Origin of the sequence: Delftia sp. SD018, from assembly GCF_017355445.1 — a bacterium.
GTDB lineage: Bacteria > Pseudomonadota > Gammaproteobacteria > Burkholderiales > Burkholderiaceae_C > Comamonas > Comamonas acidovorans.
The window spans coordinates 617,958-643,364 of the sequence record NZ_JADDRN010000001.1; the positions used below are offsets into that span (position 1 = coordinate 617,958).

The window sequence follows — 25,407 nt, forward strand, 5'->3', positions numbered from 1 at the left end:
TTGCATTACGCTTGCGGGTCGCCCTGGCTGTTTTTGCGGCCAGTCCGAGGGGGCTGGGGTAAGCTCCCGCCTGCGTATGACTTACTCATTGAACGCTCTGAACGCTTCCACATCCGCCAAGGGCAAATCCAGGTCTGCGGCGCGCCCCGGCATGGTGGCGCGCTTCGGCCACGAAATGCTGCTGCTGGCGGGGCTGCTGGCCCTGGTGTTCTGGCTTGCCTCCATGCTCAGCTACTCGCCCCAGGATCCAGCGTGGTCCACCTCCGGGGCGGGACACGCGCGCCTGGTCGCCAACTGGATGGGCCGCGTCGGAGCCTGGCTGGCCGACGCCTGCTATTTCGGTTTCGGCATGTCGGTCTGGTGGCTGGTGCTGGCCTCGCTGCAGACCTGGCTGTCTTCCTTTGCGCGCTGGCTGCGCGGCGGCGTGCCGCGCGACGGTGTGCCACTGCCGCCCCTGTGGCGCCGGCGCCTGCGCTTTTGGGGCGGGCTGCTGCTGCTGCTGGGTGCGAGCTGCGCACTGGAGTGGACGCGCCTGTACCGCTTCGAGAGCGTGCTGCCCGGCCCGGCCGGCGGCGTCTTCGGCTACATGCTGGGGTACCACAGCCTGCAGTGGCTGGGCTTCATGGGCTCGGGCCTGATCGGCATCTGCGTGGCCGTGATCGGCCTGGCCATGGTGTTCCGCTTTTCCTGGGGCCATCTGGCCGAATCCATGGGCGCACGCCTGGACGGCTGGGTGCTCTTTCTTTTTGCGCGCCGTGAAAAGGCCCGGGACGAAGCCGCAGGCCGCCGCGCTGCGCGCGAGCGCGAGGAAGTGGTGCAGGAAGAGCGCACGGAAAGCGCCGTGCAGCACCCGCAGCCCGTGCAGATCATCGAACCCGTGCTCCAGGAGGCTGCGCTACCCAGCGTGCGCGTGGTCAAGGAGCGCCAGAAGCCCCTGTTCTCCGAACTGCCCGACAGCAAGCTGCCCCAGGTGGATCTGCTTGATGCGGCGCAGCAGCGCCAGGAAAGCGTGTCGCCCGAGACGCTGGAGATGACCAGTCGGCTGATCGAAAAGCGCCTCAAGGACTTTGGTGTCGATGTGCATGTGGTCGCCGCCATGCCCGGCCCCGTGATCACGCGCTACGAAATCGAGCCGGCCACGGGCGTCAAGGGCTCGCAGATCGTGAACCTGGCCAAGGATCTGGCGCGCTCGCTGTCCCTGGTGTCCATCCGCGTGATCGAGACGATTCCCGGCAAGAATTTCATGGCGCTGGAGCTGCCCAATGCCAAGCGCCAGTCCATCCGCCTGTCCGAGGTGCTGGGCTCGCAGGTCTACCACGACGCCAAGAGCATGCTGACCATGGGCCTGGGCAAGGACATCGTGGGCAATCCGGTCGTGGCCGATCTGGCCAAGATGCCGCACGTGCTGGTTGCCGGCACCACGGGTTCAGGCAAGTCGGTGGGGATCAACGCCATGATCCTGTCGCTGCTGTACAAGGCCGAGGCCCGCGATGTGCGCCTGCTGATGATCGACCCCAAGATGCTGGAAATGTCGGTCTACGAAGGCATTCCTCACCTGCTGTGCCCCGTGGTCACCGACATGAAGCAGGCCGCCAATGGCCTGAACTGGTGCGTGGCCGAGATGGAGCGCCGCTACAAGCTCATGAGCAAGCTGGGCGTGCGCAATCTGGCGGGCTACAACACCAAGATCGACGAGGCCAAGGCGCGCGAGGAGTCCATTCCCAACCCCTTCAGCCTCACGCCCGAGGAGCCTGAGCCGCTGCAGCGCCTGCCGCACATCGTCATCGTCATCGACGAGCTGGCCGACCTGATGATGGTGGTCGGCAAGAAGATCGAGGAGCTGATCGCGCGCCTGGCCCAGAAGGCCCGCGCGGCCGGCATCCACCTGATCCTGGCCACCCAGCGCCCCAGCGTGGACGTGATCACCGGCCTGATCAAGGCCAACATCCCCACACGCATCGCCTTCCAGGTCAGCAGCAAGATCGACAGCCGCACCGTGCTTGACCAGATGGGCGCCGAATCCCTGCTGGGCATGGGCGACATGCTCTACATGGCCAGCGGCACGGGCCTGCCCGTGCGCGTGCACGGCGCCTTCGTGTCGGACGAGGAAGTGCACCGCGTGGTGGGCTACCTCAAGGAGCAGGGCGAGGCCGACTACATCGAAGGCGTGCTCGAAGGCGGCACGGCCGAGGGCGACAGCGAGTTCGGCTCGGAGTCCGGCGACGGCGGCAACGGCGAGAAGGACCCCATGTACGACCAGGCCGTGGAAGTGGTCCTCAAGGACCGCAAGGCCAGCATCTCGTATGTGCAGCGCAAGCTCAGGATTGGTTACAACCGCTCGGCGCGCCTGCTGGAAGATATGGAAAAGGCGGGCCTGGTCAGCGGTCTCACGGCCAGCGGGCAGCGCGAAGTGCTGGTACCCGCGCGCGCCGGGGAATGAGCCCGCTTCCCCCGCAATCATGGAGAAAGAATGAAACGTCTGTTGACTGCAGTTGTGATCGCGGCAAGCGCGACGGCATCGTGGGCCGATGGCCTCAAGAGCCTGGAAGCCTTCATGAAGAATTCCCAGGCCGGCCGCGCCGAATTCACCCAGGCCGTCACGGCCCCATCCAAGGATGGCCAGCCGCCGCGCACCAAGAACTCCAGCGGCCAATTCGAGTTCCAGCGTCCCGGCAAGTTCAGGTTCGTCTACACCAAGCCGTTCGAGCAGACCATCGTCGCCGACGGCAAGACGCTGTGGCTCTATGACGCCGACCTCAACCAGGTCACGCAGCGCCCCCAGGCCCAGGCCCTGGGCAGCACGCCGGCCGCCATCCTGGCGTCGGCCAACGATCTCAAGGCGTTGAGTGCCGACTTCGATCTGCAATCCGCGCCCGAGCAGGATGGCCTGCAATGGGTCCAGGCCAGTCCCAAGGACAAGAACGGCCAGCTCAAGAGCGTGCGCGTGGGCTTTGCGGCCGATGGCCAGCTTTCGGCGCTGGACATCCTGGACAGCTTTGGCCAACGTTCGCTGATCCGCTTCAGCCAGCTGCAGACCCAGGCGTCCTTGCCAGCCTCCACTTTCGAGTTCAAGGTGCCAGCGGGCGCCGACGTGCTCAAGCAGTAAGCCGCGTTGCCGCGCGGGGCAACCTTTCAGGCCGGTCACAGCTGCAGTGCGCAGTTTGTGAGGTTTTGTAATGGTTTTGCCTAATATCGTCGAGACAATGGCGGCCTGCGGCCAGCGATTGTTTCGACGTCCCTTCGAGGACATGCTGGCCGGCTCTCGCATGCCTTTATGAACCTCAGTCGCAAGTTGCCGCTCGCCATTGCCATGGCGCTGCTATTCACCCTCGCTGCCGGATTCTTCGGACTCTGGTCGGCCCATCGATCCCTAGGCGTCTTTCACGGCGATGTCCAGCGCCACATGGCGGCGGAACGCCTTGCCGCCGAGGTGGAAGGCCACTTCAAAACCCAGGTCCAGGAATGGAAGAACGTGCTGCTGCGCGGCTCGGACAACGCGCTGCGCGAGCAGCACTGGAAGGGCTTTCTGGCCGGTGAGCGCGCCGTGCAGGACAAGACTGCGGCCTTGCTGGCCCTGGTGGACGATGCCTCCCTGCGCGAGATCGCCCAGGGCTTTGTGGCGCAGCACCGCAAGATGGCCGAAGGCTACCGCGTGGGGCTGGACAAATTCGAGGCCACGGGCTTCGACCCCTCAGTAGGCGACATGGCCGTGCGCGGCGTGGACCGCGAGCCGGCCGAGCTGCTTTCCCAGCTCAAGGCCGGCATAGCGGCGCAGAGCAAGGCGGTGGCCGACGATGCCTACAGCAGCGGCAAGCACGCCACGGAGCTGAGCCTGGTGCTGATGCTGGTGGCGGCCGTGGCCGGCGTGGCCATTGGCTGGCTCATTACCCGTGCCGTGGTGGCACCGCTGCGCAGCGCGGTCCAGCTGGCTGAGAAGGTGGCCCAGGGCCATCTGACCAATGCTATAGCGAGTGGTGGGCCAGACGAACTGGGTCAGCTGCTGCGGGCGCTGGGCGCCATGCAGGAGCAACTGCGCAGCATCGTCGTGGAAGTGCGCGGCAATGCGGAGCAGGTGGCATCCGCCAGCTCGCAGATCGCGGCCGGCAACAGCGACCTGGCCCAGCGCACCGAGCAGCAGGCATCGGCCCTGCAGATGACGGCTTCGTCCATGGACCAGCTCGACTCCACCGTGCGCGGCAATGCCGATCACGCAGAAAAGGCCAACCTGCTGGCTTCGTCCGCCAGCGACATCGCCACGCGCGGTGGCGATGCCATCTCGGCCGTCGTGGGCACCATGCGCAGCATCCAGGATGCGTCCGAGCGCGTGGTCAGCATCATCGAGGTGATCGACGGCATTGCGTTCCAGACCAATATTCTTGCGCTCAATGCGGCCGTGGAGGCCGCACGGGCCGGCGAACAGGGCCGGGGCTTTGCCGTGGTCGCCGCCGAGGTCCGCACGCTGGCCCAGCGCAGCTCGGGCGCGGCGCGGGAAATCCGTGACCTGATCCAGGCCAACGCCCAGCGCGTGGCCCTGGGGGCCGAGGAGGTGGACAGCGCGGGTGCGACCATGGCCTCGGTGCAGGAGGTGATTGCCAAGGTCTCGCGCATGATCGGCGCCATCAGCCACTCCAGCGGCGAACAGAGCGCTGGCGTGAGCCACGTCAACAGCGCCATCGTCCGCATCGAGGAGGGGACCCAGCAGAACGCCGCGCTGGTGGAGCAGACCAGTTCGGCCGCCGAGAGCCTGCGCAAGCAGGCCCATCAGCTGGTGGAACTCATGGCGCGTTTCAGGACGGCCTGAACGCGGCGGCCGGAGCCGGGCGCAGCCGGTCGTGGAGCGCTGCCAGCACCAGGGTGGCTGCCACGGGCAGGGCCCAGCCCATGCCATTGCCCGGCAGGCTGTTCAGGAAGGCCGGCAGCCAGTCCTGCCAGCCGGCCGCCTTGGCGGCATCGACAAGACCGAACACCAGCGCCACGGCCAGCACCGGCGCGAACACGCGCTGCGCATTGCGCCACAGGCCTGACAGCAGGCTCAACACCACCAGGGCGATGGCCAGCGGATAAATGCCCACCAGCACGGGGCCGGACAGGGCGATCAGCTGGGCCAGACCCTGGTTGGACACCAGGATGCACGCCAGGCCAATGGCCACCACCACCGCGCGGTAGGGCAGGCGCAGCATCTCGCTGAAGTAGGCGCCACAGGCGCTGACCAGGCCCACGGCCGTGGTCAGGCAGGCCAGGGAAATCACCACGGCCAGCAGCAGGCTGCCGATGGGGCCGAAGGTGTGATTCACGTAGCGCGTGAGGATGAGCACGCCGGTCTGCGCCTGCGGGGCGATGGACTGGCTGGTGGCGCCCAGATGGATCAGCGACAGATACACCAGGCCCAGGCCCACGGCCGCTATCACGCCCGCGATGATGGCGTAGCGCGTCTGCAGCCCGGTGTGGGAGATGCCCCGGTCCCGGATGGCGTTGACGATGACGATGCCGAAGGCCAGGGCGCCCAGCGCGTCCATGGTCTGGTAGCCCTCCAGAAATCCTTCGGTCAGGGGCGCGACCAGGTAGTCGCCGCTGGCGCTGGTGGCGGCACCGGCCGGCAGCAGCACGGCGGCGGCACCCAGCACCACCAGGGCCAGGATCAGCACGGGCGTGATCAGCTTGCCGATGGTGTCGATCAGCTTGCCGGGGAACAGGGACAGGCCCATGACCAGCACAAAGTACACCGCCGAGTAGATGAACAGCGCAGTGCTGCTGTGGCCCACGAAGGGCGCAAAGCCCATCTCGAACGACACGGTGGCCGTGCGCGGCGTGGCAAACAGCGGGCCGAGGATGAGATAGATCAGCAGGCCCAGCACCATGCCGGCCTTGCGGCCCACGGGCGAGGTCAGCGCATCGAGCCCGCCGCCCACGCGCGCCAGCGCCACCACGGTGAGCAACGGCAGGCCCACGCCCGTGAGCAGAAAGCCCGTGGCCGCAGCGGCCGCGTGCTCGCCGGCGCCCTGGCCGACCATGGGCGGAAAGATGATGTTGCCCGCGCCGAGGAACAGCGCAAAGGTCATGAAGCCTAGGGCGATAAGGTCCCGGGTCTTGAGTGTTTGCATGGATGCAGAAATGAAAAGGTCCCGCCTTGCCGCATGGCAGGCAGTTCCGGAAACGGTGGGAGGCGCGGAGCGATGGGGCAGCAATGGCGCAGGCCCGATGGCCGCGCATGCCGCGCGGCCGGCTCCGCAAAGGGCAGCATTTTAGGGCGGTGGCCCGAAGCGGGTGAAAAATGTCAGTGATTGCTCTTGATGAGATGCATGCAAACCATTCATGTCATGTGAGTGACATGCCTGCAGGCGATGGCCAGGATCCCAGCTGGCGATCCATGGCTTCATCCCCCGCGGCCAGGTACAGGCATCAGGGGCTGGCGCACCCGCTGCCGCTATGGCGTGGACAATGGCGTCATGGTTTTGCAACTGCATCTGTTCCCCTCGGCAGCGAATCCGGCACATGGGCTGCCGAACGCCTTCTGCGCGGCGCTGCCTGCGACGGAGCTGGCCCATGGCTGATCTGTTCACCCAGGAGCCCTCCGCACCACTGGCCGAAGCCCTGCGGCCCAAGACCCTGGACGAGGTCGTGGGCCAGTCCCATCTGCTGGGCGAGGGCAAGCCGCTGCGCCTGGCCTTCCAGTCAGGCAAGCCGCATTCCATGATCTTCTGGGGGCCGCCCGGCGTGGGCAAGACCACGCTGGCCCGGCTCACGGCCACGGCCTTCAAGTGCGAGTTCATTGCGCTGTCTGCGGTGTTCTCCGGGGTCAAGGACATCCGCGCGGCCATGGAGCAGGCGCAGCAGAACCTGGCCATGGGCCGGCACACCATCCTCTTCGTGGACGAGATCCACCGCTTCAACAAGTCCCAGCAGGATGCGCTGCTGCCCTATGCGGAAAGCGGCCTGGTCACCTTCATCGGCGCCACCACGGAGAACCCTTCCTTCGAGGTGAACTCGGCCCTGCTGTCGCGCGCGCAGGTCTATGTGCTGCAGTCCCTGACCGACGATGAACTCCGGCAACTGCTGCTGCGGGCGCAGGAAAAGGCCCTGGGCGGCCTGGAGTTCGACGACCTGGCGCGGGACACCATCGTCGGCTATGCCGATGGCGATGCCCGGCGGTTCCTGAACCTGCTGGAGCAATGCCAGACGGCGGCCGGCGCTGCGGGCGTCACGCGGATCGATGCCGAGTTCGTGCAGAACGCGCTGACCTTGAATGCCAGGCGCTTCGACAAGGGCGGCGACAACTTCTACGACCAGATCTCGGCCCTGCACAAGTCCGTGCGCGGCTCCCATCCCGATGCGGCGCTGTACTGGCTCACGCGCATGCTCGATGGCGGCGCCGATGCGCGCTACCTGTCGCGGCGCATCGTGCGCATGGCCTGGGAGGATATCGGCTTGGCCGATCCGCGCGCCATGCAGATCGCCAACGACGCGGCCCTGACCTATGAGCGCCTGGGCAGCCCCGAGGGCGAGCTGGCGCTGGGCCAGGCCGTCATCTACCTGGCCATGGCCGCCAAGAGCAACGCCGGCTACAACGCCTACAACAAGGCCCGGGCCTTCGTGAAGCAGGACAGGAGCCGCGAGGTGCCCGCGCACCTGCGCAACGCGCCCACCAAGCTCATGAAGGAGCTGGGCTACGGCCATGAATACCGGTACGCGCACGATGAGCCCAACGCCTACGCGGCCGGCGAGACCTATCTGCCCGAAGGCATTGCGGAGCCGGGCTGGTACCAGCCCGTGCCCCGGGGCCTGGAGATCAAGATCGGCGAGAAGCTGGCCGTGCTGCGCAAGTGGGACGAAGAGGCTGGCGGCGCATAGCCGAAGCCGGTGAGAGCAGGCCGGTACCGGGGCTAGGCGCCCGGGCCGGGCTCCACCGCCACGTCGCGCGCGTGCAGGGGGGCGTGGCACTCCGAGCAGACGACCAGGGGGTCGAACGTGTGGCCGCACACCGTATGCCGGTGCAGCAAGGGCCGGCCTTCCTCGCCGGACATGTGTACATCACCCCAGTGCACGATGGCCATGACCACAGGATGCAGGTCCAGCCCCTTGGGCGTGAGGCGGTACTCGTGCCGTACCGGCGCCTCCTGGTAGGCCACTTTCTTGAGCACGCCTGCCTCGACCAGCCTGGCCAGCCTGTCCGACAGCATGGGGCGTGAAATGCCCAGGCGCCCCAGGAATTCATCAAAACGGCGTACGCCCAGAAAGCAGTCGCGCAGCACCAGCAGTGTCCAGCGGTCGCCGATGACCGAGACCGTGCGTGCGATGGAGCAGCGCTCCTCTTCCAGTTCGTTCCATTTCATTGGGCAGTTCCCCGCTTGACGGGTTCTGATTTTAAACCTACCGTGCATTGGGTTCAAAAAATGAACTGACCAATCATCCACGGAGATCCCATGACCGACAAGAAAGCCATTCTCGTGATCGGCGCTGGCGACGCCACGGGCGGTGCCATCGCCCGGCGTTTTGCGCGCGAAGGCTATATCGCCTGCGTCACGCGCCGCGACGCGGACAAGCTCCAGCCCCTGGTCGAACAGATCCGCGCCGCCGGCGGGCAGGCACATGGTTTTGGCAGCGACGCGCGCAAGGAAGAGGAAATGGTGGCCCTGGTGCAGAAGATCGAGGCCGAGATCGCACCCATCGAGGTCGCCATCTTCAACATCGGCGCCAACGTGCGCTTTGGCATCACCGAAACCACGGCGCGCGTCTACTTCAAGGTCTGGGAGATGGCGTGCTTCGCCGGCTTCCTGATGGGGCGGGAGGCGGCCAGGGTGATGCTGCCGCGCGGCCGGGGCACCATCATCTTCACGGGCGCCACCGCCAGCCTGCGCGGGCGCGAGGGCTTTGCTGCGTTTGCCGGCGCCAAGCACGGCCTGCGTGCGCTGGCCCAGAGCATGGCGCGCGAGCTCTGGCCCAAGGGCATCCATGTGGCCCACCCCGTGATCGACGGCGCCATCGACACGGAGTTCATCCGGACCAACTTTCCCGAGCGCTATGCCCTCAAGCAGCAGGACGGCATCCTCAATCCCGACCACATCGCCGACCTCTACTGGCAACTGCACCAGCAGCCGCGCGATGCCTGGACGCATGAAACCGAAATCCGCCCCTGGATGGAGTCCTGGTAGGCCCTTCAGCCATTTGCGTCCCTTCAGCCGCTTCAGCCCCTTCGCTTCGATGTTCCATCCCATTTGATGCAGGCCGTGCCAGGAAACCCAACGTGCAATTCCTCTTCGACTTCGGCAGCCCCAACGCCTATCTCTGCCACCAGGTCATCCCCCAGATCGAGGCGCGCAGCGGCATCCGCTTCGACTATGTGCCGGTTCTGCTGGGCGGCCTGTTCAAGCTGGCCAACAACCGCTCACCGGCCGAGGCGAATGCCGACATTCCCAACAAGCGCGCCTATGAGGCGCTGGAACTGCAGCGTTTCGTGCAAAGGCATGGGCTCACGCGCTTCCGGATGAATCCGCACTTTCCCGTCAACACCCTGCAAATCATGCGCGGGGCCGTGGCGGCGCAGGGCCTGGGCTGCTTCGAGCGTTATGTGGATGCGGTGTTCTCCAGCATGTGGGAGAAGGGCTGCAAGATGGACGATGCCCAGGTGATCGGCACCGAGCTGTCCGGGGCGGGCCTGGACGCCCCAGCCCTGATCGCCGCAAGCCAGACGCCCGAAGTCAAGGCCCGGCTGCTGGCAAATACCGAGCAAGCCTTCCACCGTGGCGCTTTCGGATCGCCCACCTTTTTTGTTGGCGACGAGATCTACTTCGGCAAGGACCGCCTGCGCGATGTGGAGGAAGAAGCGCTGCGGGCCTGAAGCCAGCCTCAGGCCGATCGCCCGTCGTAGCGCGTGATGCGCAGCGCCTCGGGGTCCACGCCTTCCAGGCAGCGCACGTTGACGGCCGCCATGTGCCGGCCCTGGGGATCGATGGCCTCGCCGAACGGATGGATGCCGCAGGTCGGGCAGAAGCGGTGCTGGATCAGGTGCCGGTGGAAGGTGTAGGTCCGCATCTGTTCATCGGGCGTCTGCAGCTGCAGCTGTTCCCTGGGAACGAGCCACATGAGGGCGCCCTTGCGCGCGCAGATGGAGCAGTTGCAGGCCATGGCCTGGGTGAGTTCGCCTTCCACATCGAAAGCGATGCCGCCGCAGTGGCAGCTGCCGTGGTATTTCATCGGGGTTCTCCGTGGCCACCGCGAGCTGGCGGCACTGCCGTTGATGGTAGGAGTTCGTGCTGGCTACGGCAAATTGCTGCAGTGCTACATAAGAGCACGTGGCTTGTAAAGCCTCGGGAAACCCCCCTGCAACAAGGCGTTGCAGGCCACCGGGGGGTGCCTAGAATCGCCAATCCCCTGCGGTTTCCGGGCCACAAGCCAGGATGCGGCGGGAGAGCTTCCACCACCATGGCATTGCTGGCTCCGTTCGTTTGGATGCGAGGCACGCTGAATGTCTCCATCCTGGACTAAAGGGGAGAGCGCATATGGACATACTGCTTCAGCAGGTCATCAACGGATTGGTCCTGGGCAGCATGTATGCCCTGATCGCCCTGGGCTACACCATGGTGTACGGCATCATCCAGCTCATCAACTTCGCCCATGGCGAGGTGCTCATGGTCGGCGCGCTGACCAGCTGGAGCTGCATAGGCCTGATGCAGGAGGCCATGCCCGGTGCGCCGGGCTGGCTGATCCTGCTGCTGGCGACCGTGATCGCCTGCGTGGTGGCCGCGGCACTGAATTTCGTGATCGAGAAAGTGGCCTACCGCCGCCTGCGCAGCAGCCCGCGCCTGGCGCCGCTGATCACGGCCATCGGCGTCTCGCTGCTGCTGCAGACGCTGGCCATGATCATCTGGAAGCCCAACTACAAGGCCTATCCCACGCTGCTGCCGAGCACGCCCTTCGAGATCGGCACGGCGGTGATCACGCCCACCCAGATCCTGGTGCTGGTGGTCACGGCGATCGCGCTGGCATCGCTGACCTATCTGGTCAACTACACCAAGCTCGGGCGCGCCATGCGGGCCACGGCCGAGAATCCGCGCGTGGCGGCCTTGATGGGCGTCAAGCCCGACGTGGTGATCTCGGCCACCTTCATCATCGGCGCCGTGCTGGCGGCCATCGCGGGCATCATGTACGCCTCCAACTACGGCACGGCCCACCACACCATGGGCTTTCTGCCGGGGCTCAAGGCCTTCACGGCGGCCGTGTTCGGCGGCATCGGCAACCTGGCCGGCGCCGTGGTCGGCGCCATGCTGCTGGGGCTGATCGAGTCCATAGGATCGGGCTACATCGGCGACCTCACGGGCGGCGTATTGGGCAGCCACTACACCGACATCTTCGCCTTCATCGTGCTCATCATCATCCTGACGCTGCGCCCCTCGGGCCTGCTGGGTGAGCGTGTGGCCGACCGCGCCTGAGGAGACCCGCATGAACAGCAAGAAGACCGTGCAATGGATTCTGGGCGGCCTGGCGCTGATGGTGCTGCCGCTGGTGCTGCAGTACTTCGGCAATGCCTGGGTGCGCATCGCCGACCTGGCCCTGCTCTATGTGCTGCTGGCACTGGGCCTGAACGTGGTGGTGGGCTATGCAGGCCTGCTGGACCTGGGCTACGTGGCCTTCTACGCCGTGGGCGCCTACATGTTCGCGCTGATGGCCTCGCCGCATCTGGCGGAGACCTTCGAGGGCTTTGCCGCCATGTTCCCTGACGGGCTGCATACCTCCATCTGGCTGGTGATACCGCTGGCGGCGCTGCTGGCGGGCATCACGGGAATACTGCTGGGCATCCCGGTGCTCAAGCTGCGCGGGGACTACCTGGCCATCGTCACGCTGGGCTTCGGCGAGATCATCCGCATCTTCATGAACAACCTGGACCAGCCGGTCAACATCACCAACGGCCCCAAGGGCATAGGCCAGATCGACTCGGTGAAGATTCTGGGCCTGGACCTGGCCAAGCGCCAGGAGATCTTCGGCTACGACATCAGCTCGGTCACGCTGTACTACTACCTGTTCCTCTTCCTGGTGCTCGTCAGCATCGTGATCTGCTGGCGCCTGCAGGACTCGCGCATTGGCCGCGCCTGGATGGCCATCCGCGAGGACGAGATCGCCGCCAAGGCCATGGGCATCAACACGCGCAACATGAAGCTGCTGGCCTTCGGCATGGGCGCTTCCTTCGGTGGTGTCTCGGGCGCCATGTTCGCTGCCTTCCAGGGCTTCGTCTCGCCCGAGTCGTTCAGCCTCATGGAGTCCATCATGATCGTGGCCATGGTGGTGCTCGGCGGCCTGGGCCATTTGCCGGGCGTGATCCTGGGGGCGGTGCTGCTGTCGGCCCTGCCCGAGGTGCTGCGCTATGTGGCCGGTCCCTTGCAGCAGATGACCGACGGGCGGCTTGACGCCTCCATCCTGCGCCAGTTGCTGATCGCGCTGGCCATGATCGTCATCATGCTGATGCGTCCGCGGGGCCTGTGGCCGTCGCCCGAGCATGGCAAGAACCTGCCGCACCAGTCCTGAGCATGGAGACAACGCAGATGGCGAACACGGCAGACAACGGCTCCACCTCCCCGGTGCTCAGGGTTTCGGGCATTTCCAAGCGCTTTGGCGGACTGCAGGCCCTGTGCGATGTGGGCATGACCATTGGCCGTGGCCAGGTCTACGGCCTGATCGGTCCCAACGGCGCGGGCAAGACCACTTTCTTCAACGTGATCACGGGCCTGTACACGCCCGACAGCGGCAGCTTCGAGCTGGCCGGCAAGACCTACGAGCCCTCGGCCGTGCACAAGGTGGCCAAGGCCGGCATTGCGCGCACCTTCCAGAACATCCGGCTGTTTGCCGAGATGACGGCGCTGGAGAACGTGATGGTCGGGCGCCATGTGCGCACGCATTCGGGCCTGATCGGCGCGGTGTTCCGCACGCCAGGCTTCAAGGCCGAGGAAGCCGCGATCCGCGCGCGGGCCCGCGAACTGCTGGACTACGTGGGGATTTCCAAATACGCCGACTTCAAGGCCCGCACGCTGAGCTACGGCGACCAGCGCCGCCTGGAGATCGCGCGGGCGCTGGCCACCGACCCGCAACTGATCGCGCTGGACGAGCCTGCCGCCGGCATGAACGCCACCGAGAAAGTGCAGCTGCGCGAGCTGATCGACCGCATCCGCCGGGACCAGCGCACCATCTTGCTGATCGAGCACGACGTGAAGCTGGTCATGGGCCTGTGCGATCGCGTCACCGTGCTGGACTATGGCAAGCCCATCGCCGAAGGCACGCCGGCCGAGGTGCAGAAGAACGACAAGGTGATCGAAGCCTATCTGGGCACCGGAGGACACTGAACCATGGGTGAGCAAGTGCAAGACAAGGGCGTGTCCGCGCCGGTGCTGTTGAAGGTCCAGGGACTGAAGGTGGCCTATGGCGGCATTCAGGCCGTCAAGGGCGTGGACTTCGAGGTCCGCCAGGGCGAGCTGGTCTCGCTGATCGGCTCCAACGGTGCGGGCAAGACCACGACCATGAAGGCCGTCACGCGCAGCCTGCAGATGGCGGATGGCGACGTGCACTACCTGGGTCGCAGCATCCGCAGCGTGGGCGCCTGGGATCTGGTGGCCCAGGGCCTGGTCATGGTGCCGGAGGGGCGCGGCGTGTTCGCGCGCATGACCATCACCGAGAACCTGCTCATGGGCGCCTACACGCGCAACGACAAGGCCGGCATTGCCGCCGACATCGAGCGCATGTTCGGCATCTTCCCGCGCCTGAAGGAGCGCCGCGACCAGCTGGCCGGCACCATGTCGGGTGGCGAGCAGCAGATGCTGGCCATGGCGCGCGCGCTGATGAGCCAGCCCAAGGTGCTGCTGCTGGACGAGCCCTCCATGGGCCTGTCGCCCATCATGGTGGACAAGATCTTCGAGGTGGTGCGCGATGTGCATGCGCTGGGCGTGACGCTGGTGCTGGTCGAGCAGAACGCCAGCCGTGCACTGGCGCTGGCCGATCGCGGTTATGTGATGGAGTCCGGCCTGATCACCATGACCGGGCCCGGCCAGACCCTGCTCAGCGATCCGCGCGTGCGGGCCGCCTACCTGGGCGAGTGATCACCGGAGTCGCCGCCTGCGCACAGGTTGCTGGAATGTCCCGTGCCATCGACGGGATATGGCAAAAATATGACGATTTGATGAAGATTCATCGAATGCCTATTGATGCGGGATGTTGCGTATCTGTGCGATGAAGCAGGTTTTTCAAGAAAATTCGCGCAAAAAAGCAATTTTTGGAAAGCAATCGAAAACCCGGCTTCTGGCACTGCGGGCGCGATAATTCAGGCCTTCCAGCACCCGGGCGCACCTCAGATGAACTGGCTCCAACACATCCCCGTCGGGCTGCAGACCGTGGTCCTGCTGGCCATGAGCAATGTCTTCATGACGTTTGCCTGGTATGGGCACCTGAAGAACCACGCCTCGTCGCCCTGGTACGTGGCAGCCCTTGTCAGCTGGGGCATTGCGCTTTTCGAGTACCTGCTGCAGGTGCCCGCCAACCGCATAGGCCACACGCAGTTCAGCGTGGCGCAGCTCAAGATCATCCAGGAGGTGATCACGCTGTCGGTGTTCGCGCCTTTTGCCGTGCTCTACCTGAACCAGCCCCTCAAATGGGACTTCCTCTGGGCCGGCCTGTGCATGGTGGGCGCGGTGTATTTTATTTTTCGCAGCGGCTGACAAGGCGGCGCGCCGGCGCGCAAAAACGCGCTTGGGACTCAAGAGTACACTTCGCCCCGTTCAAGCCGGGAAGCCATGCCAAGCATCCGCAATGTGACGCAGTGAGTCGCCTGGTTCCCACTTTTCCCGGTAAGGAGCATTCATGCTTTTTGGCAAACTATTGCCACGCGAAGGCAATTTCTTCGAGATGTTCAACCAGCATGCCGACCGCATCGTCGATGCCGCGCATGCCTTCTCGCAGCTTGTCGCCAACTACAACGATCCTCATCTTCGCGAGAAGTACAACGAGGACGTGAACAACGCCGAGCGTGCCGCCGACCGCGTGACGCATGACGTCACCAAGGCGCTGCACAAGACCTTCATCACGCCGCTGGACCGCGAGCAGATCCACTCGCTGATCAACACCATGGACGACGTGGCCGACCTGATCCAGGACTCGGCCGAGACCATGGCGCTGTACGACGTGCGCCACATGACGGATGAGATCACGCGCCTGACCGACCTGTGCGTACGCTGCTGCGAGCGGCTGCGCGACGCGGTCAAGCTGCTGTCGCGCATCTCCGATCCATCGGTGGTGGACGCGGCGATGAAGACCTGCGAGGAAATCGACCGCCTCGAATCGGACGCCGACCGCGTGATGCGCTCGGCCATGAGCAAGCTGTTCCGCGAAGAGCCCGATGTGCGCGAAGTCATCAAGCTCAAGGCCATCTACGAGCTGCTGGAGACGGTGACCGACCGCTGCGAGGACGTGGCCAACCTGATCGAGGGCATCGTCCTCGAGAATTCCTGAGCCCTCGCGGAGTCGTTTCGTTATGGAATCCGTACAAGCGGCCCTGTGGGTCGTGATCCTGCTGGTGGTGCTGGCCTTGCTGTTCGACTTCATGAACGGCTTCCACGATGCTGCCAACTCGATCGCCACCGTGGTCTCCACGGGCGTGCTCAAGCCCACGCAGGCCGTGGCCTTCGCGGCCTTCTTCAACGTGGTGGCGGTCTTTGTCTTCCACCTCAGCGTGGCGGCCACCGTGGGCAAGGGGATCGTCCAGCCCGGCATCGTGGACACGCACGTGGTCTTCGGCGCCCTGGTCGGTGCCATTGCCTGGAACGTGATCACCTGGCACTACGGCATCCCCAGCAGCTCCTCGCATGCGCTGATCGGCGGCATCGTGGGCGCCGTGATCGCCAAGGCCGGCGCGGGCGCACTGATCGCCAGCGGCATCTGGAAGACCGTGGCCTTCATCTTCGTCTCGCCGCTGCTGGGCTACCTGCTGGGCTCGCTGATGATGGTGCTGGTGGCCTGGATCTGCCGCCGCGCCGCTCCCAACCGGGTGGACCGCTGGTTCCGCCGACTGCAGCTGGTCTCCGCCGGCGCCTACAGCCTGGGCCACGGCGGCAATGATGCGCAAAAGACCATCGGCATCATCTGGCTGCTGCTGATTGCCACCGGCTATGCCAATGCCGGCGACGCGGAGCCGCCGCTGTGGACCATCGTCAGCTGCTACCTGGCCATCGGCCTGGGCACCATGTTCGGCGGATGGCGCATCGTCAAGACCATGGGCCAGAAGATCACCAAGCTCAAGCCTGTGGGCGGCTTCTGCGCAGAAAGCGGCGGCGCGCTGACGCTGTTCTTCGCGACCTTCCTGGGCGTGCCGGTCTCGACCACGCACACCATCACGGGCGCCATCGTCGGCGTGGGCTCCACCCAGCGTGCCAGCGCCGTGCGCTGGGGCGTTGCAGGCAACATCGTCTGGGCCTGGGTGCTGACGATTCCTGCCAGCGCCTTCGTGGCCTCCATTGCCTACTGGATCAGTCTCCAGCTGTACTGAGCCAAGGCAAGTGCCTCCAAAAAGAAAGACCGCCATTGGCGGTCTTTCTTTTTGGGTGGAGGCACGCGCTGGCGCACCACAGCGAAAACTTCACTGCGAAATCTTGCGCGCTTCCTCCACCTGGTGCTCGAAGTAGTGCTGGAAGCTGTAGGCAATGCTGGCCATGAGCACGGCGGCACCCAGCATCAGGGACAGCGCAATGGCAAAGATGGTTGACCAGCCCGTGCGCCCGGCCTGCGCCTGCACGTCAATGCCGGGGTTGTGGCGCCGGTTCCAGGCTTCGGTGTCGGTCAGCCCGTAGAGGATGGCGCGCAGCGCGCAGCCGGCGATGGTGAAGCCCAGCAGCGGAATCAGCAGCCAGCTGAGCTGGTCGTCCTGCCCCAGTTGCTGGACGCGCTCGATGCCGTACACGCCCAGCGCCGTGGGCACGGGCAGCAGCCAGCCCAGCCAGTCGCCGAAGCCATGCAGATAGAAGCGGTGCAGCCCCAGCGGCCCGCCGACAAAGGCCAGCCAGGTCGTCAGGGTCTTGCTTTTGGAGCGCGCAGCCCCCTGCTGTGCTTGAGCGGGCTGAGGCAAAGGCGTGCTGGGTCGGTTCATGCGCCCATTATTCGGGCGAACTGCGGTTGCCGTCTCCCAGGGTCTTCTCCATGAGAACGATGTCCAGCCAGCGGCCGAACTTCCATCCCATGGAGCTCAGCGTGCCCGCCGGGGTGAAGCCCGCGGCGCGATGCACGCCGATGGAGCCGGCATTGGCCGAGTCGCCGATCACCGCCAGCAGCTTGCGCACGCCGGCCGCCTCGCATTCGCGCGATAGCGCATCGAGCAGCAGTCGGCCCACGCCCTGGCCGCGCGCCGCGTCATGCACGTAGATGGAATCCTCGGCGGAGAAGCGATAGGCCGGGCGCGGCTTGAACCAGTTGGCATAGGCAAAGCCCAGCACCTGGCCCTGTTCGTCCACGGCGACCAGATAGGGCAGGCCCTTGGCCAGCACGTCCGCGCGGCGCGTGGCCATGTCCGATTCGGCAGGGGGATCGGTCTCGAACGTGCCCGTGCCGTGCAGCACGTGGTGGCGGTAAATGGAGGTGATGGCGGCGAGATCGCCGTCCAGGCTTGAGCGAATGGTAGGCATGGAAAGGGAAGTTGGATATAATCGCTGGTTTTACGGCGTGTCGCTGGCCGGGTGGCCATGTCGCGTGTCTCAAACGCCGCAAAACATGTGCAGCCATTCATTGTCTAGTTAATTGTGTGGTGGCTGCGCCCACCCGAAGGAAAATCATGGTCGTCATTCGACTCTCTCGCGGCGGTTCCAAGGCCCGTCCGTTCTACAACATCGTTGCCGCCGACAAGCGCGTGCGTCGCGATGGTTCGTTCATCGAACGCCTGGGCTTCTACAACCCCAACGCCCGTGGCGGCGAAGAGGGTCTGCGCGTTGCTCTGGACCGCGTGAACTACTGGAAGGGCGTTGGCGCGCAGGCTTCCGAGACCGCAGAGCGCCTGATCAAGCAGGCCACCCAGAAGACTGCTGCCTAATTCAGCATCCCTTCTGAAATCGGGTTCCGTTGGCTTGTCTGACGGAGCCCGTTTTTGTTTTCCCCTCTGTATCGCCTTGCACGGATCTGCAACGATCTGCATTGACTGTCCATCTACTGCCTACCGACTGCCATGAGCCACATGCCTGAACTCGAAGCCAGCGTCCTGCCCGCCGATGCCGTGGAGGTCGGGCGCATCGCCGATGCCTGGGGCATCAAGGGCTGGTTCAAGGTGGCCGCCTTCAGTGCCGACCCCGAGGCCCTGTTCACCGCAAAGCAGTGGTATCTGCAGCCCCCCGAGAAGGGTGCGCGGCAGTTCACCGGTACGGTGCTGCTGCCGGTCAAGCAGGCGCGCGTCCACTCCGATTCCGTCGTCGCCACATCGCCTGTCGTGAACGACCGCAATACCGCCGAGGCCCTGCGTGGCGCGCGCATCTTCGTGGCGCGCAGCGATTTCCCGCAGCCCGAAGATGGCGAGTATTACTGGGTCGATCTGCTGGGCCTGTCCGTGGTCAACCGCGAGGGCGTGGCCCTGGGCATCGTCCGCGACCTGCTGTCCACCGGCCCGCAGACCGTGCTGGTGCTGGCCTATGAAGAGGATGGCAAGGAGCGCGAGCGCATGATTCCCTTTGTCGATGCCTATGTGGACAAGGTGGATCTGCCGGGCAAGACCATCGTTGCCGACTGGCAGCCCGACTATTGATCGCCGACCTCCATGCGCTTCGACATCATCACGCTGTTCCCTGAGCTGTTCACGCCGTTTCTTGAAAGCGGCGTTACGCGCCGTGCCTATGCCTCGGGCCAGGTCGGCGTGCACCTGTGGAATCCGCGCGACCATGCCCAGGGCAACTACCGGCGCGTGGACGATCGCCCCTTTGGCGGCGGTCCGGGCATGGTGATGATGGCCGAGCCGCTGCAGCGCTGCCTGGAGGCGGCCCGGCAGGCACGCCGTGATGCAGGCGAGCCCGAGCCGGCTCCCGTGGTGCTGTTCTCGCCGATCGGCACCACGCTGCGCCATGCCGTGGTGGCCGACTGGGCGCAGGGACAGGGCGCAATCTTGCTGTGCGGCCGTTACGAGGGCCTGGACCAGCGCTTCATCGATACCCATGTCACGCACCAGTTGAGCCTGGGCGACTTCGTGCTTTCTGGCGGCGAGATCGCTGCCATGGCCCTGCTGGATGCCGTCGCGCGGCTGCAGCCCGGCGTGCTCAATGACGAAGGCAGTTTCCAGCAGGACAGCTTCAATCCGGCGCTCGACGGCCTGCTCGATTGCCCGCACTACACCCGCCCCGAAGTCTGGGAAGGGCGGGAAGTGCCGGCGCCACTGTTGTCCGGCCACCACGCGCAGATCGAGCGCTGGCGCCGCGACCAGCGCCTGTCCATCACGGCCAGGCACCGGCCCGAGCTGATAGAGCAGGCGCGCGCCCAGGGTCTGCTCAACGCCAAGGACGAGGGGTTTTTGGCAAAAAACGTCTCCGGGCTATAATCCGCGATTCTTCGATCCTCTATCCGGCCGCTGCTACGAACAAAGCAGCCATGGCGCCAATCCCGGCGCTTGCCAATCCTGGCGCGGACAAGATCGATTGGATGTTGACCATGAATCTGATCCAGATCCTCGAGCAAGAGGAAATCGCCCGTCTGAACAAGACCATCCCCCAGTTCGCCCCCGGTGACACCGTCATCGTGAGCGTGAACGTGGTCGAAGGCAGCCGCAAGCGCGTGCAGGCTTACGAAGGCGTGGTGATCGCCAAGCGCAACCGTGGCCTGAACAGCGGCTTCACCGTGCGCAAGATCTCCAGCGGTGAAGGCGTGGAGCGTACGTTCCAGACCTACTCGCCCTTGATCGCCGGCATCGAAGTCAAGCGTCGCGGTGATGTGCGTCGTGCCAAGCTGTACTACCTGCGTGAGCGCAGCGGCAAGTCGGCCCGCATCAAGGAAAAGCTGCCGTCGCGTGTCAAGGTTTCTGCCGAAGCCTAAGCACCTGCGTCACAGCTGGAAAGCCGCTACAGTCGCCTGTAGCGGCTTTTTTGTTGTCCGGCCGTTGCCCATCACAAGCCTTCATTCGTGTCCTCTCTGCCCGATACCGCCATTCCCGTGCCGACCGGCGGGCCAGTGCCCGCAGCCGTGCCGTCGATCGCCGACCCGCGCATGGCGCAACTGATTGGCAAGGACAGCCACCTGCCTGCTGTGCCCCCCGAGGCCCGCACGCCCGAGGCCCTGCGCCAGCGCTTTGCGCTGCCGCCCCAGTGGGCTCCCGAGGTGGTGCGCGAGAAGCGCTTCAGCGATCGCCAGCCCACCGATGCCGCCGTGCTCGTGCCCATCGTGCTTCGCCCCGAGCCCACGGTGCTGCTGACCGAGCGCACGGCCCACCTGTCCACGCATTCGGGGCAGGTGGCATTTCCGGGCGGCAAGCGCGATCCGGAGGATGCTTCTGCCCAGGCCACGGCCCTGCGCGAGGCGCATGAGGAAGTCGGACTGGCCGCCAGCGATGTGCAGGTGCTGGGCACGCTGCCCATCTACATCACGGGCACGGCCTTCCTGATCACGCCGGTGGTGGCCTTGGTCGATCCCCGGGCGCACCTCAATCCCAATCCCTACGAAGTGGCGGATGTGTTCGAGGTGCCGCTGGCCTTCCTGCTCGATCCTGCCAACCATGAGCGCCACTCCATGGTCTGGAACGGCGTGCCGCGTGAATGGTTTGCAATGCCCTACCAGGATGGTGATCGCCAGCGCTACATCTGGGGCGCCACGGCCGGCATGCTGCGAAATCTTTACCGATTCCTGTCGGCCTGATGCCCGGATCGCGGGCCGTGCCACCCCGGGGTCACTGACCTGTCTGCATGCGCCAGTATGATGGCCGGATGAGTTTCTTTGCCATTCTGATCGCCTTGCTGATCGAGCAGGCGCGCCCGTTGACGCCGGCCAATCTCGTGCACACAGGCTACAGAGCCTGGACGGTTTCGGTGCGCCGCAACTTCGATGCCGGCCAGGCGCACCATGGCTGGCTGGCCTGGACCGTGGCGGTGGCATTGCCCTGCGTGCTGGTGACTGGCATCTACCTGCTGCTGCTGTGGGGCGTGGGCTGGCCGCTGGCCATGGTCTGGAATGTGGCCGTGCTCTATGTGACGCTGGGCTTTCGCCAGTTCAGCCACCACTTCACACGCATTCGCGATGCGCTGGATGCAGGCGATGAGTATGCCGCGCGCGAGGCGCTGGCTCACTGGCAGCAGGTCGATGCCAGCGAGGTGCCGCGCAGCGAGGTTGTGCGCCATGTGATCGAGTACTCGGTGCTGGCCGCGCATCGCCATGTGTTTGGCGTTCTGTTCTGGTTCTCTGCGCTGGCAGCGCTGGGGCTGGGCCCGCTCGGCGCCGTGTTCTACCGCATGACCGAGCACTTGTCGCGCTCCTGGTCGCGCAAGGGCCTGGTGGGCGGCACCCAGGTCAGCCCCCAGTTGCAGCACACCTCCCGGCTGGCCTGGACCGTGATCGACTGGTTGCCTGCACGGTTGACGGCGCTGTCCTTTGCCGTGGTCGGCAGCTTCGAGGAAGCCATCGAAGGCTGGCGCTTCCATGCCCAGCGCTTTCCCAACGACAACGATGGCGTGATCCTGGCCGCCACCTCGGGTGCCATCAACGTGCGCCTGGGCGGCGAGGCACTCAAGCGCCGCGAAGGCATCTCGGTGACCCGCGACGACGGCGAGGAGATCGATCTCGATGTGGACAGCGAAGCCACGCCGGGCCGCGAGCCCGAGATCGGCCATCTGCGCAGCGTGGTCGGCCTGGTCTGGCGTTCGGTCGTGGTCTGGCTGCTGCTGCTGGCCCTGCTGTCGCTGGCGCGTTTGCTGGGCTGATCGCTGCGCCGCAGAAGGCGAGCCCTGCCTGTCTTGCCAGGCAGCAGCCCGCCCTTCCTGATGCAGCCAGGTCGTTGTTTTGAGGAGGTCAGTACTTCTGCGCCTGGCTCAATTCATCGAACAGCTCGGCGTAGATGTAGTAGCGGTTGGCGCTGATGTCGTGGTCGGCATCCATTCCGGTTTCCTCGTCTTCCACGCGCGGCATGACGGCGCATCCCGGCTCGTGCAGGTGGGTGCAGTTGTAGAACTTGCATTCCTGCGCATGGGCGCCGATGTCGGGCATGCAGCGGGGCAGGTCCGTGGGCTCTATGTGGCGCAGGCCGAATTCCTGGAAGCCCGGTGAGTCGATCAGCGCCGTGGTGCGCTCTTCGTCCATCCAGTACCAGCTGGTCGTGGTGGTCGTGTGCTTGCCGGAGTTCAGCGCCTGCGAGATCTCGTTGGTGGCCGCGCGTGCGCCGGGCACCAGCAGGTTGATCAAGGTGCTTTTGCCCGAGCCGGAGGGGCCCAGGACCAAGGTGGCCTTGCCCTTGAGGTGTTGCATCAGCAACTGCCGGTCGGCCTCGCCTTCGTTGGCCAGCGACAGCGACAGCACCTCGTAGTGCGGCGTTTCCTGGCCCAGGTACATCTCGCGATAGGGCTTCAGGCGCTCCCAGGCATCGGCGAAGGGCTCGGCCAGGTCACGCTTGTTCAGGGCGATCAGGGGCTTGATGTGGGTGGCTTCGGCGGTGATGAGGGCACGGGCCAGCTGGCTTTCGGAGAACACCGGCTCGGCCGCGATCAGGATCAGCACCTGGTCGATGTTGGCCGCAAAGGACTTGGTGCGTATCTCGTCCTGGCGGTAGAACAGGTTGCGCCGTTCCAGCACCTTCTCTATGGTGCCTTCCTCGCCCTGGCCGGCGGGTGGCAATTGCCAGCGCACGCGGTCGCCGACCACGGTCTGGCTCTTCTTGCCGCGCGGATGGCAGATGTGGCGTGCGCCTTCTTCGGTCTCGACCACGCAGTGGCGGCCATGGCTGGAGACGACCAGACCTTCTCGCAATGCGGAGCGCTCAGCCATGGGATGCCGGGGTGGGATTCATGGACGCTCCAGCAGCGCATCGATGCGGCGGGCGCACTCGATGTCGGTGGACGAGATGCCGTTCACGTCATGCGTGTTCAGGCGCACACCGCAACGGCCGTAGCTCACGGTCAGGTCGGGGTGGTGGTCCTGCTGGTGGGCGATCAGGGCCAGCGCGTTCACGAAGGCCATGGTCTCGTAGTAATTGGCAAAGGCGTAGCTCTTGGCGATGGCATCGCCATCGAGCTGCCAGCCCGGCAGGTCCGCCAGTGCGGTGCGCAATTCGTCCGGCGTCAGCGCGCGGCGCTGCTGGGTGGACCAGTCCTGTTGTTGCAAGCGTTGTGTGCTCATGGTGGATGTGAAAGGGTCAGGTCGGAGAAGGCATGCGCGCCAGCCGGGCGAGGGCGGGCGGATGCGAGTAGTAAAAGCCCACGTACCAGGGATCGGGCGTGAGCGTTGAAGCATTGTCCTCGTACAGCTTGAGCAGTGCCGAGGCCAGATGGGCGCCGCTGGCCTGTTGCATGGCATAGGCATCGGCTTCAAACTCGTCGCGGCGCGACAGGGCCGAGAACAGCGGGGTGACAAAGAAGCTGAATACCGGCACGGCCAGCAGGAACAGTAGCAGTGCCACGGCCTCGTTGCCGGCGCCTATCCCGCCATGGCCCAGCGCAAGGTCAAGACCGGGGCGAACGCCCAGGCCCAGGTAGAACCACAGCTGCTGCGACAGCCAGCCCAGCAGTGCGAAGCCGGCCAGGCTGGCGGCGAACATCAGCAGCATGCGCTTGAGGATGTGGCGGTGCTTGAAGTGGCCCAGCTCGTGCGCGAGCACGGCCTCCACCTCGTCGGCGTCGAGCTGCTTGAGCAAGGTGTCGAAGAACACCACGCGCTTGGAATGGCCGAAGCCCGTGAAATAGGCATTGGCATGGGCCGAGCGGCGGCTGCCATCCATCACGAACAGGCCTTTGGCCGTGAAGCCGCAGCGCTGCATCAGCGCGCTCACGCGCTCCTTGAGCGTGCCTTCGGCCAGCGGTTCGAACTTGTTGAACAGCGGTGCGATGAAGGTCGGAAAGATCCACATCAGCAGCAGGTTGAACGCCGTCCACACGGCCCAGGCCCACAGCCACCACAGGTCGCCGGCCGAGCCCATGAGCCACAGGATCAGGGCCGCCAGGGGAAGGCCGATGGCCGCGCCCATGGCGGTGGACTTGATGGCATCGGTCAGCCACAGCCGCAGCGTCATCTGGTTGAATCCAAAGCGCTGCTCCAGCACAAAGGTCTGGTAGAGCGACAGCGGCAGCTCCACCAGCCCGGAGATCAGGGCAAAGCCGGCCAGCAGTGCCAGTTGCTGCCACAGGCCGGTGCCCATCAGTTCCAGCAGCCACTGGTTGAGCGCGTCGAGCCCGCCCAGCAGCGTCCATGCGAGCAGCACCACGGCGCCCAGCGTCATCTCGATCAGTGCGATGCGGGCCTTGGCCAGCGTGTAGTCGGCGGCCTTTTGATGGGCCGCGAGGCTGATGCGTTGCGCAAAGGCCTCAGGCACCTCGGCCCGATGGCGGGCCACATGGCGTACCTGGCGCGAGGCCAGCCAGGCGCGCAGCAGCCACTGGGCCAGCACGGCTGCGGCAAACAGCAGGGACAGCGTCGAGGAAAAATCGGGGTTGAAGGCCATGTGGCCGCAGTGTAGGCGACAATTTGGGCCATGTCCGAAGCCTCCGAAGCCGCCAGCGCTTGCATTCCCGTCCCCGCCGAACCCGGCATGTCCATCACCCTGGCCAAATCCGATCTCAACCTCGTCTGGCTCGACTGCGAGATGACCGGGCTGCAGCCCGATACCGATCGCATCATCGAGATCGCCGTGGTCGTCACCAGTCCGGACCTGGCCATTCGCATCGAAGGGCCGGTATTTGCCATCCATCAGGCAGATGCGCTGCTCGATGGCATGGATGCCTGGAACAAGGGCACGCATGGCAGGAGCGGCCTGATCGATCGGGTCAAGGCATCGACCATCAGCGAGGCCGATGCGGAGGCTGCGCTGATCAAGTTCCTCTCGCAGTACGTTCCCAAGGCCAAGGCCCCGCTGTGCGGCAACAGCATCGGGCAGGACAGGCGCTTCATGGAGCGCTACATGCCCAAGCTCAACAACTTCTTCCACTACCGCAATGTCGATGTCAGCACCCTCAAGGAACTGGCCAGGCGCTGGAAGCCCGACGCCTATGCCTCCTTCAAGAAGGCCCAGCGCCACACGGCACTGGCCGATGTGCACGAGTCCATCGATGAGCTGGCGCACTATCGCTCGCGCCTGCTGAACGTCTGAATCTGGCGGCCCCGGCCATTTTTTGTGCCAGGGGCTTGCGGGAAAACCCGGGGAGTGCGACAATCTCCAGCTTGCCCCCATCAACAAGGGGCAATTTGCACATCTCCATCACACAAGGGCCCCTGCGCTGTGTGTCTGTG

Annotated in this window: 28 protein-coding genes; 20 read left to right on the forward strand and 8 right to left on the reverse strand. The window is 65.4% G+C overall.

Annotated elements, in window-relative coordinates; translation table 11 throughout:
- Window positions 1–76 precede the first annotated feature (76 nt).
- The 3 genes from INR38_RS02800 (at window position 77) to INR38_RS02810 (ending at window position 4,801) form a co-directional block, all read left to right on the forward strand.
- On the forward strand, window positions 77–2,440 hold the full coding sequence (locus tag INR38_RS02800; protein WP_100566215.1) for a DNA translocase FtsK: 2,364 nt from the start codon (window positions 77–79) through the stop codon (window positions 2,438–2,440).
- A gap of 30 nt (window positions 2,441–2,470) precedes the next feature.
- Window positions 2,471–3,106 carry an outer membrane lipoprotein chaperone LolA gene (gene lolA, locus INR38_RS02805; protein ID WP_013800917.1) on the forward strand — a complete coding sequence of 212 codons (636 nt, stop codon included), beginning with the start codon at window positions 2,471–2,473 and terminating at the stop codon, window positions 3,104–3,106.
- Window positions 3,107–3,274: 168 nt separating this feature from the next.
- Window positions 3,275–4,801: a methyl-accepting chemotaxis protein gene (locus INR38_RS02810; RefSeq protein WP_199960305.1), complete on the forward strand. Its 1,527-nt coding sequence runs from the start codon at window positions 3,275–3,277 to the stop codon at window positions 4,799–4,801.
- Here INR38_RS02810 and brnQ read toward each other — a convergent pair.
- Window positions 4,788–6,101 (reverse strand): branched-chain amino acid transport system II carrier protein, encoded by a 1,314-nt coding sequence (gene brnQ, locus INR38_RS02815; RefSeq protein WP_207442080.1) that lies wholly within the window; start codon window positions 6,099–6,101, stop codon window positions 4,788–4,790. The genes INR38_RS02810 and brnQ overlap by 14 nt on opposite strands.
- 442 nt (window positions 6,102–6,543) lie before the next feature.
- On the opposite strand from brnQ, the gene INR38_RS02820 reads away from it, so the two are divergent.
- Window positions 6,544–7,848 carry a replication-associated recombination protein A gene (locus INR38_RS02820; RefSeq protein WP_207442078.1) on the forward strand — a complete coding sequence of 435 codons (1,305 nt, stop codon included), beginning with the start codon at window positions 6,544–6,546 and terminating at the stop codon, window positions 7,846–7,848.
- A gap of 32 nt (window positions 7,849–7,880) precedes the next feature.
- Here the strand turns inward: INR38_RS02820 and INR38_RS02825 are convergent, their stop codons facing one another.
- Window positions 7,881–8,330, reverse strand: a complete 450-nt coding sequence (locus INR38_RS02825) for a helix-turn-helix domain-containing protein (protein ID WP_043825062.1) — start codon at window positions 8,328–8,330, stop codon at window positions 7,881–7,883.
- A gap of 90 nt (window positions 8,331–8,420) precedes the next feature.
- Between INR38_RS02825 and INR38_RS02830 the strand changes: the two genes are divergently transcribed.
- Together INR38_RS02830 and INR38_RS02835 are read left to right on the forward strand one after the other, a co-directional pair.
- Window positions 8,421–9,149 carry an SDR family oxidoreductase gene (locus INR38_RS02830; RefSeq protein ID WP_207442076.1) on the forward strand — a complete coding sequence of 243 codons (729 nt, stop codon included), beginning with the start codon at window positions 8,421–8,423 and terminating at the stop codon, window positions 9,147–9,149.
- A 92-nt stretch (window positions 9,150–9,241) separates the two neighbouring features.
- Window positions 9,242–9,835, forward strand: a complete 594-nt coding sequence (locus INR38_RS02835) for a 2-hydroxychromene-2-carboxylate isomerase (RefSeq protein WP_347566747.1) — start codon at window positions 9,242–9,244, stop codon at window positions 9,833–9,835.
- A gap of 8 nt (window positions 9,836–9,843) precedes the next feature.
- Here INR38_RS02835 and INR38_RS02840 read toward each other — a convergent pair whose 3' ends face one another.
- Window positions 9,844–10,191 (reverse strand): GFA family protein, encoded by a 348-nt coding sequence (locus INR38_RS02840; protein WP_207442074.1) that lies wholly within the window; start codon window positions 10,189–10,191, stop codon window positions 9,844–9,846.
- 305 nt (window positions 10,192–10,496) lie between these two features.
- Between INR38_RS02840 and INR38_RS02845 the strand changes: the two genes are divergently transcribed.
- From INR38_RS02845 to INR38_RS02875, 7 genes are all read left to right on the forward strand, one after another.
- On the forward strand, window positions 10,497–11,426 hold the full coding sequence (locus INR38_RS02845) for a branched-chain amino acid ABC transporter permease (protein ID WP_012207152.1): 930 nt from the start codon (window positions 10,497–10,499) through the stop codon (window positions 11,424–11,426).
- A 10-nt stretch (window positions 11,427–11,436) separates the two neighbouring features.
- Window positions 11,437–12,516 (forward strand): ABC transporter ATP-binding protein, encoded by a 1,080-nt coding sequence (locus tag INR38_RS02850; protein WP_013800924.1) that lies wholly within the window; start codon window positions 11,437–11,439, stop codon window positions 12,514–12,516.
- A 17-nt stretch (window positions 12,517–12,533) separates the two neighbouring features.
- Window positions 12,534–13,328 (forward strand): ABC transporter ATP-binding protein, encoded by a 795-nt coding sequence (locus INR38_RS02855; protein WP_207442073.1) that lies wholly within the window; start codon window positions 12,534–12,536, stop codon window positions 13,326–13,328.
- Window positions 13,329–13,331: 3 nt separating this feature from the next.
- A complete protein-coding gene (locus INR38_RS02860) occupies window positions 13,332–14,078 on the forward strand; it encodes an ABC transporter ATP-binding protein (RefSeq protein ID WP_155294317.1) in 747 nt (248 codons plus the stop codon).
- A 252-nt stretch (window positions 14,079–14,330) separates the two neighbouring features.
- A complete protein-coding gene (locus INR38_RS02865; protein WP_012207148.1) occupies window positions 14,331–14,693 on the forward strand; it encodes a DMT family protein in 363 nt (120 codons plus the stop codon).
- A 142-nt stretch (window positions 14,694–14,835) separates the two neighbouring features.
- Window positions 14,836–15,483 carry a DUF47 domain-containing protein gene (locus INR38_RS02870; RefSeq protein ID WP_013800926.1) on the forward strand — a complete coding sequence of 216 codons (648 nt, stop codon included), beginning with the start codon at window positions 14,836–14,838 and terminating at the stop codon, window positions 15,481–15,483.
- Window positions 15,484–15,505: 22 nt separating this feature from the next.
- A complete protein-coding gene (locus INR38_RS02875) occupies window positions 15,506–16,516 on the forward strand; it encodes an inorganic phosphate transporter (RefSeq protein WP_012207146.1) in 1,011 nt (336 codons plus the stop codon).
- Between the two features lie 90 nt (window positions 16,517–16,606).
- Here INR38_RS02875 and INR38_RS02880 read toward each other — a convergent pair whose 3' ends face one another.
- Window positions 16,607–17,113: an NINE protein gene (locus INR38_RS02880; RefSeq protein WP_012207145.1), complete on the reverse strand. Its 507-nt coding sequence runs from the start codon at window positions 17,111–17,113 to the stop codon at window positions 16,607–16,609.
- Window positions 17,114–17,120: 7 nt separating this feature from the next.
- Complete coding sequence (locus INR38_RS02885) at window positions 17,121–17,645, reverse strand: GNAT family N-acetyltransferase (protein WP_013800927.1); 525 nt, start codon at window positions 17,643–17,645, stop codon at window positions 17,121–17,123.
- Window positions 17,646–17,791: 146 nt separating this feature from the next.
- On the opposite strand from INR38_RS02885, the gene rpsP reads away from it, so the two are divergent.
- From rpsP to INR38_RS02915, 6 genes are all read left to right on the forward strand, one after another.
- Window positions 17,792–18,046, forward strand: a complete 255-nt coding sequence (gene rpsP / locus INR38_RS02890; protein ID WP_012207143.1) for a 30S ribosomal protein S16 — start codon at window positions 17,792–17,794, stop codon at window positions 18,044–18,046.
- A 132-nt stretch (window positions 18,047–18,178) separates the two neighbouring features.
- The gene (rimM, locus tag INR38_RS02895; RefSeq protein WP_207442072.1) at window positions 18,179–18,748 is read left to right on the forward strand and encodes a ribosome maturation factor RimM; all 570 of its coding nucleotides are present in this window, start codon (window positions 18,179–18,181) and stop codon (window positions 18,746–18,748) included.
- 12 nt (window positions 18,749–18,760) lie between these two features.
- Entirely contained in the window at window positions 18,761–19,531 is a 771-nt protein-coding gene (gene trmD / locus INR38_RS02900; protein ID WP_071956676.1) for a tRNA (guanosine(37)-N1)-methyltransferase TrmD, read from the forward strand.
- Window positions 19,532–19,641: 110 nt separating this feature from the next.
- Complete coding sequence (gene rplS, locus INR38_RS02905) at window positions 19,642–20,022, forward strand: 50S ribosomal protein L19 (RefSeq protein ID WP_013800930.1); 381 nt, start codon at window positions 19,642–19,644, stop codon at window positions 20,020–20,022.
- A gap of 87 nt (window positions 20,023–20,109) precedes the next feature.
- Entirely contained in the window at window positions 20,110–20,838 is a 729-nt protein-coding gene (locus INR38_RS02910) for a CoA pyrophosphatase (protein ID WP_043825071.1), read from the forward strand.
- Between the two features lie 68 nt (window positions 20,839–20,906).
- Window positions 20,907–21,896, forward strand: coding sequence for a CobD/CbiB family protein (locus INR38_RS02915; RefSeq protein ID WP_034398910.1), 990 nt, complete (start codon window positions 20,907–20,909; stop codon window positions 21,894–21,896).
- A gap of 88 nt (window positions 21,897–21,984) precedes the next feature.
- Here INR38_RS02915 and rsgA read toward each other — a convergent pair whose 3' ends face one another.
- The 3 genes from rsgA to INR38_RS02930 are packed head-to-tail and all read right to left on the reverse strand — an operon-like array spanning window position 21,985 to window position 24,622.
- Complete coding sequence (gene rsgA / locus INR38_RS02920; protein WP_013800931.1) at window positions 21,985–22,953, reverse strand: ribosome small subunit-dependent GTPase A; 969 nt, start codon at window positions 22,951–22,953, stop codon at window positions 21,985–21,987.
- A gap of 18 nt (window positions 22,954–22,971) precedes the next feature.
- Window positions 22,972–23,304, reverse strand: a complete 333-nt coding sequence (locus INR38_RS02925) for a 4a-hydroxytetrahydrobiopterin dehydratase (RefSeq protein WP_013800932.1) — start codon at window positions 23,302–23,304, stop codon at window positions 22,972–22,974.
- Window positions 23,305–23,320: 16 nt separating this feature from the next.
- Entirely contained in the window at window positions 23,321–24,622 is a 1,302-nt protein-coding gene (locus INR38_RS02930) for a M48 family metallopeptidase (protein WP_065345608.1), read from the reverse strand.
- 87 nt (window positions 24,623–24,709) lie between these two features.
- Here INR38_RS02930 and orn point away from each other — a divergent pair, with 87 nt between their 5' ends.
- Window positions 24,710–25,267 (forward strand): oligoribonuclease, encoded by a 558-nt coding sequence (orn, locus tag INR38_RS02935; RefSeq protein WP_207442149.1) that lies wholly within the window; start codon window positions 24,710–24,712, stop codon window positions 25,265–25,267.
- The last annotated feature ends 140 nt before the right edge of the window (window positions 25,268–25,407 follow it).

Bases quoted from the DNA above. Each gene is read 5' to 3' on its own strand.
- INR38_RS02820 (WP_207442078.1), top strand. From the start codon at position 6,544: ATGGCTGATCTGTTCACCCAGGAGCCCTCCGCACCACTGGCCGAAGCC.
- brnQ (WP_207442080.1), bottom strand. From the start codon at position 6,101: ATGCAAACACTCAAGACCCGGGACCTTATCGCCCTAGGCTTCATGACC.
- rpsP (WP_012207143.1), top strand. From the start codon at position 17,792: ATGGTCGTCATTCGACTCTCTCGCGGCGGTTCCAAGGCCCGTCCGTTC.
- INR38_RS02830 (WP_207442076.1), top strand. From the start codon at position 8,421: ATGACCGACAAGAAAGCCATTCTCGTGATCGGCGCTGGCGACGCCACG.
- INR38_RS02915 (WP_034398910.1), top strand. From the start codon at position 20,907: ATGAGTTTCTTTGCCATTCTGATCGCCTTGCTGATCGAGCAGGCGCGC.
- INR38_RS02880 (WP_012207145.1), bottom strand. From the start codon at position 17,113: ATGAACCGACCCAGCACGCCTTTGCCTCAGCCCGCTCAAGCACAGCAG.
- INR38_RS02870 (WP_013800926.1), top strand. From the start codon at position 14,836: ATGCTTTTTGGCAAACTATTGCCACGCGAAGGCAATTTCTTCGAGATG.
- INR38_RS02810 (WP_199960305.1), top strand. From the start codon at position 3,275: ATGAACCTCAGTCGCAAGTTGCCGCTCGCCATTGCCATGGCGCTGCTA.
- INR38_RS02930 (WP_065345608.1), bottom strand. From the start codon at position 24,622: ATGGCCTTCAACCCCGATTTTTCCTCGACGCTGTCCCTGCTGTTTGCC.
- INR38_RS02800 (WP_100566215.1), top strand. From the start codon at position 77: ATGACTTACTCATTGAACGCTCTGAACGCTTCCACATCCGCCAAGGGC.
- orn (WP_207442149.1), top strand. From the start codon at position 24,710: ATGTCCATCACCCTGGCCAAATCCGATCTCAACCTCGTCTGGCTCGAC.
- trmD (WP_071956676.1), top strand. From the start codon at position 18,761: ATGCGCTTCGACATCATCACGCTGTTCCCTGAGCTGTTCACGCCGTTT.
- INR38_RS02850 (WP_013800924.1), top strand. From the start codon at position 11,437: ATGAACAGCAAGAAGACCGTGCAATGGATTCTGGGCGGCCTGGCGCTG.
- lolA (WP_013800917.1), top strand. From the start codon at position 2,471: ATGAAACGTCTGTTGACTGCAGTTGTGATCGCGGCAAGCGCGACGGCA.
- INR38_RS02925 (WP_013800932.1), bottom strand. From the start codon at position 23,304: ATGAGCACACAACGCTTGCAACAACAGGACTGGTCCACCCAGCAGCGC.
- INR38_RS02845 (WP_012207152.1), top strand. From the start codon at position 10,497: ATGGACATACTGCTTCAGCAGGTCATCAACGGATTGGTCCTGGGCAGC.
- INR38_RS02875 (WP_012207146.1), top strand. From the start codon at position 15,506: ATGGAATCCGTACAAGCGGCCCTGTGGGTCGTGATCCTGCTGGTGGTG.
- rplS (WP_013800930.1), top strand. From the start codon at position 19,642: ATGAATCTGATCCAGATCCTCGAGCAAGAGGAAATCGCCCGTCTGAAC.
- INR38_RS02865 (WP_012207148.1), top strand. From the start codon at position 14,331: ATGAACTGGCTCCAACACATCCCCGTCGGGCTGCAGACCGTGGTCCTG.
- INR38_RS02825 (WP_043825062.1), bottom strand. From the start codon at position 8,330: ATGAAATGGAACGAACTGGAAGAGGAGCGCTGCTCCATCGCACGCACG.
- INR38_RS02885 (WP_013800927.1), bottom strand. From the start codon at position 17,645: ATGCCTACCATTCGCTCAAGCCTGGACGGCGATCTCGCCGCCATCACC.
- rimM (WP_207442072.1), top strand. From the start codon at position 18,179: ATGAGCCACATGCCTGAACTCGAAGCCAGCGTCCTGCCCGCCGATGCC.
- INR38_RS02860 (WP_155294317.1), top strand. From the start codon at position 13,332: ATGGGTGAGCAAGTGCAAGACAAGGGCGTGTCCGCGCCGGTGCTGTTG.
- INR38_RS02855 (WP_207442073.1), top strand. From the start codon at position 12,534: ATGGCGAACACGGCAGACAACGGCTCCACCTCCCCGGTGCTCAGGGTT.
- rsgA (WP_013800931.1), bottom strand. From the start codon at position 22,953: ATGGCTGAGCGCTCCGCATTGCGAGAAGGTCTGGTCGTCTCCAGCCAT.
- INR38_RS02840 (WP_207442074.1), bottom strand. From the start codon at position 10,191: ATGAAATACCACGGCAGCTGCCACTGCGGCGGCATCGCTTTCGATGTG.